This window comes from Actinophytocola sp. (assembly GCF_035712165.1).
Classification (GTDB): domain Bacteria; phylum Actinomycetota; class Actinomycetes; order Mycobacteriales; family Pseudonocardiaceae; genus DASYTH01.
The window spans coordinates 1-3,163 of record NZ_DASTBH010000218.1; the positions used below are offsets into that span (position 1 = coordinate 1).

4 protein-coding genes are annotated in these 3,163 nt (G+C 70.3%); 2 read left to right on the forward strand and 2 right to left on the reverse strand.

The window, feature by feature from the left end; translation table 11 throughout:
- Window positions 1-270 (forward strand): hypothetical protein (locus VFO68_RS12460; RefSeq protein ID WP_325158401.1); only part of this gene is annotated, 270 nt, incomplete at its 5' end.
- Here the strand turns inward: VFO68_RS12460 and VFO68_RS12465 are convergent.
- Window positions 267-719 (reverse strand): DUF7144 family membrane protein, encoded by a 453-nt coding sequence (locus VFO68_RS12465; RefSeq protein ID WP_325158402.1) that lies wholly within the window; start codon window positions 717-719, stop codon window positions 267-269. The two genes, VFO68_RS12460 and VFO68_RS12465, sit on opposite strands and share 4 nt — an antisense overlap.
- A 47-nt stretch (window positions 720-766) precedes the next feature.
- Complete coding sequence (locus VFO68_RS12470) at window positions 767-2,068, reverse strand: helix-turn-helix domain-containing protein (RefSeq protein WP_325158403.1); 1,302 nt, start codon at window positions 2,066-2,068, stop codon at window positions 767-769.
- 204 nt (window positions 2,069-2,272) lie between these two features.
- On the opposite strand from VFO68_RS12470, the gene VFO68_RS12475 reads away from it, so the two are divergent.
- Window positions 2,273-3,163, forward strand: an 891-nt coding sequence (locus VFO68_RS12475) for a DUF6801 domain-containing protein (RefSeq protein ID WP_325158404.1), incomplete at its 3' end; no start/stop codon positions are given.

Here is a 3,163-nt window from a genome sequence, read left to right on the forward strand (position 1 = left end):
CTGGTCCGCGTCGCCGCGCGGCTGCGCGAACCGATCGACGGCGACCGGCTCCCGGTTCCGGATGTGTCCATAATAGACGATCGGGGCGCGGTGGTGCCGTCCCCGTTCCGGGCCCAGCGCCACGAATGCACCCCGCTCGCCCCGACCGGCCGGTTGGACGGCACCCTGGTGTTCTGCGCTCTGGTCGCCCTACCCCCACGAACTCCGGTCCGCGCCGTCCGCGTCGGCATCGGCCCGGTCCGGCTGACCGGCACCTGGCTGATGTCCTAACCGGCCAACCGCGCCCGGGCCGCGAAGAACCGGTTGGCGTCGGCGGTGAACAGCAGCACGATCACCGCGACCGACAGCAGCGCGATGAGCACGTTGATGACGACCAGAACGGGCAGCGACGCCACGACGAACGCCGCCCCGATGCCGAGGACCGACAGTGCCGCGAAGACCACGGCGACGATGCGGGCCCAGTTCGCCCCCTTGGGCAGGTTGAGCGCGGCGAAACCCAGCAGCGCGGTGATGACCAGCGTGACGATCGCGACGCCGGTGTACTGCGGAGCGGCGTCTTCGGCGAGCTCGCGGGCCGGGTAGGTCCGGCCGGTGTCCGCCAGCCAGGCATCGAGCAGGTCGTCCTTGAATGCCATGGTGAGGATCACGCGCAGCACGGCCAGACCGAGGATGGCCCAGACGGCGAAGGTGGCGTTGCGGACCGAGTTGGGGACAGACATGGAAAAGCTCCTTCCGTTGGTGGTTCCCGGGCTGCAGGCCCGTAGGACTACCAGGGAAGGGCGGGCAGTTCCGCCGGAGCGGTCCATTTCCGGTTATGCCGCATGGCCACGCGGCCGGACGGCCCAGTGCCGGACTCGTCGGCGGCCAGCAGTCGCCGGGCGCGCAGGGCGATCTCCATGGTGAACAGCTCGTTGGGGTCGGACAGCGACTCGCCGAGCAGTTCCTCGATCTGGTGCATGCGGTAGCGCACGGTCTGCGGGTGGATGCCGAGCCGGGCCGCGATCTCGTTGACCCCGCCCCGGGTCTCCAGCCAGGCCAGCAGCGTGCTGGCCGAGCGCTCGCGTTGTTTGGCGGTGAGCCCGGCGAACGGCGCCATGGCGCGGTCGATGAGCTGGGCGATCAGGAACTCGTCGGACAGCAGCGCCAGGGTCGCCAGGTGCTCGCGGCACCAGGTGATCGGCGCCTGCGGCAGAACCTCGCGCTGCACAAGGAGAACCGCCCGGCGGGCGCAGTCCAGCGAGCGGCGTGCCTGGGCCAGCGGGACCACCGGACCGACCGCCGCGCGCTGCCCGCACAGTTCGTCGGCCAGCCCGTTGAGTTGCTCGTCCGGGTCGGGCAGCACCAGGCACGGCGCGCCGCTCTCCAGGTCCACCAACACCTGACGGCCCAACGAGATGGCCGGGCGCTGATGCTGGTCGTCGCGGTACTCCAGGGCCACGACGGCAACCTGGTCCGGCACCGTCCAGTCGGTGGTGGCGGCGAGGTCGACGATGGTCTGCCTGGGCACCGGCTGTTCGGACAGCACCAGCTTGAGCAACTGCCGGCGGCGCCGTTCCAGCGCGCCGGAGGCGTGCGCCTGCGCCTCGGTGTAGCCCTCGATGGCCACCGTGCTGATCTCGTCCACCCAGGCGAAGCTGGCGTCGGCGATGGCGAACAGGATCTCGGTCGGCACGTTCATCCGCCTGCCGATCACGCACACGTGCCGCCACCACACCCGGGCGCCGACCCGCACCGCGGTCTGCAGCGCGTCCATGGTGCGGCCCTCGAGGAACTCCACCCGCCCGGCGTAGCGGAACACCGGCTTCCAGTCCGACTGGTCGAACTCCGGGTTGGTGACCGTGTCCAGGCACTTCGTGATGGCCATCTCGACCGTGCCGATCAGCACCTCGCGGAACTTGCCCTCCAGCGGCTGGCGGTAGGCCGGCACCACCCGCTGGATCTCCCGGACCGCGTCCCGCACCATGAGCGCGGTCACCGGGCGCAGCGCGTCGACGAAGCCGCGGGGGATCCTGGCCCAGATCTGCTGCGCGACGCCGAGTTCCGCGGCCTGGTCCCGTTCCGTCGGCATGACCGACCATAGAATCGGGTGGAACACGGTGTCAAAAACCGCCGCCGCGATTTGCGGGTGACGTGATAATTTTTGAGCCCCGCCCTGTGGCCGCGTGACAATGTATTGGTAACCGGTTATTCGTGGGTTGTGGCCGCCGGAGAATTCCGAGTAATTTGCCGCCACTCCGGTCTTTCCTATTTGGCGCGCGCGGAAGAGGCATCAATGGCGATTCGGGCGAGGGCACGGCAGTTGACCGCGGGGCTGGCGGCCGCGGTCACGGCGGGGATGGTCGCGACCGGCCTGGTGCTGGCCGGCGGCAGCGGCGCGGCCGAGCCACGCGAGTTGACCCTCCTGTTCGACTGCACCTTCCCGCTGATCAACACCCAGCGGGTGACGGTGACGATCAGGGCGGACATCCCGGCCACCATCCCGGTGAACACGCCCAGCGAGCCCTTCACCATCAACGCCGTCGCCGACGCCGGGATCAACGCGACGGCCGGCCTGGTGCTGGTGGGGGCGACGACGATCGAGGGCTTCTCCGACGCCGGGTCCCGGATCACCGCGCCGGGCCTCGACCTGCCCATCACGGTCCCGGCCCAGATCCCGGTCCAGCCCGTGCCGGCGCTGAACACCCCGCTGATCCTCAACGCCACGGGCACGTCCCCGTCGGTGACCTTCCCCAACGCCGGCACCGCCCGGATCAGCGTGGAGACCCTCGGCCTGCGGGCGCTGCACCCGCGCAACGCCCAGGGCGGCGACACCGGCCTCGGCGTTTTCGACGCCCCGTGCACCACGGTCGCGGGCCAGAACACCACGCTCGCCGAGATCACGGTGACCCCCGCGGACACCACGACCACCACCACGACCACCACCGACGAGACCACCACGACGACCACGACCACCACGACGACCACCGACGAGACCACGACCACGACCTCGCCGACGACCACCACGACGACGGACGAGACGACCACGACCACCACCACCGACGAGACCACGACCACCACGGACGAGACCACGACCACCACGGACGAGACCACCACCACGACCTCGCCCACCACCACGACGACCACGGACGAGACGACGACCACGACGTCGCCCACGACCACCACG

Bases quoted from the DNA above. Each gene is read 5' to 3' on its own strand.
- VFO68_RS12465 (WP_325158402.1), bottom strand. From the start codon at position 719: ATGTCTGTCCCCAACTCGGTCCGCAACGCCACCTTCGCCGTCTGGGCC.
- VFO68_RS12470 (WP_325158403.1), bottom strand. From the start codon at position 2,068: ATGCCGACGGAACGGGACCAGGCCGCGGAACTCGGCGTCGCGCAGCAG.